The organism is Vibrio atypicus, from assembly GCF_009811315.1.
In the GTDB taxonomy this organism is placed as follows: Bacteria; Pseudomonadota; Gammaproteobacteria; order Enterobacterales; family Vibrionaceae; genus Vibrio; species Vibrio atypicus.
The window spans coordinates 1-1,451 of the sequence record NZ_BLID01000026.1 but is presented as its reverse complement, the minus strand read 5'-3'; the positions used below and the strand labels follow the sequence as shown (position 1 = coordinate 1,451).

Genomic DNA, 1,451 nt, shown 5'->3' with positions numbered 1-1,451 from the left:
GGTAAGTTGGATGCGACCGATGTGGATGGCGACGATCTGACCTTCAGCAAAGCGACCGATCCACAAAACGGCTCAGTGACGGTTGATGCTGACGGCAACTGGACTTACACACCAAACGACGATTACAACGGCTCAGACAGCTTTACCGTTGTGGTCTCGGACGGCCAAGGCGGTACCGATACGATTACAGTGAACATTGGCGTGACGCCAGTGAACGACGACCCTGAAATCGTTGATGGCAATGGTGCGCCGCTGGGCGATGACATTTCGGTCGAGACACCAGAAGACACGCCAGTAAGCGGTAAGTTGGATGCGACCGATGTGGATGGCGACGATCTGACCTTCAGCAAAGCGACCGATCCACAAAACGGCTCAGTGACCGTTGATGCCGACGGTAACTGGACTTACACACCAAACGATGATTACAACGGCTCAGACAGCTTTACCGTGGTGGTCTCGGACGGCCAAGGCGGTACCGATACGATTACAGTCAACATTGGTGTGACGCCAGTAAACGACGATCCTGAAATCGTCGATGGCAATGGCGCACCGCTGGGTGACGACATTTCGGTTGAGACGCCAGAAGACACGCCAGTGAGCGGTAAACTGGATGCGACTGACGTGGATGGCGATGATCTCACCTTCAGCAAAGCGACCGACCCACAAAACGGCTCAGTGACTGTCGATGCCGACGGCAACTGGACCTACACACCCAGCGACGATTACAACGGCTCAGACAGCTTTACCGTTGTGGTCTCTGACGGCCAAGGCGGTACTGATACGATTACTGTGAATATTGGCGTGACGCCAGTGAACGACGATCCAGAAATCGTTGATGGTAATGGCGCGCCGCTCGGCGATGACATTTCGGTTGAGACGCCAGAAGACACGCCAGTGAGCGGTAAACTGGATGCGACTGACGTGGATGGCGATGATCTGACCTTCAGCAAAGCAACCGACCCACAAAACGGCTCAGTGACGGTTGATGCCGACGGCAACTGGACCTACACACCAAACGACGATTACAACGGCTCAGACAGCTTTACGGTGGTGGTCTCTGACGGCCAAGGCGGTACCGATACGATTACAGTGAACATTGGCGTGACGCCAGTGAACGACGATCCAGAAATCGTTGATGGTAATGGCGCGCCGCTCGGTGATGACATTTCAGTCGAGACGCCAGAAGACACGCCAGTGAGCGGTAAGTTGGATGCGACCGATGTGGATGGCGACGATCTGACCTTCAGCAAAGCGACCGATCCACAAAACGGCTCAGTGACGGTTGATGCTGACGGCAACTGGACTTACACACCAAACGACGATTATAACGGCTCAGACAGCTTTACCGTTGTGGTCTCGGACGGCCAAGGCGGTACCGATACGATTACAGTGAACATTGGCGTGACGCCAGTGAACGACGACCCTGAAATCGTTGATGGCAATGGTGCGCC

At 54.9% G+C, this 1,451-nt stretch carries 1 protein-coding gene; it reads left to right on the top strand.

Going from position 1 to position 1,451, the window contains the following annotated elements; genetic code table 11:
• Window positions 1-1,451: cadherin-like domain-containing protein (locus GVO60_RS22095; RefSeq protein WP_159657887.1), on the top strand; the 1,451-nt coding region annotated here is incomplete at both ends.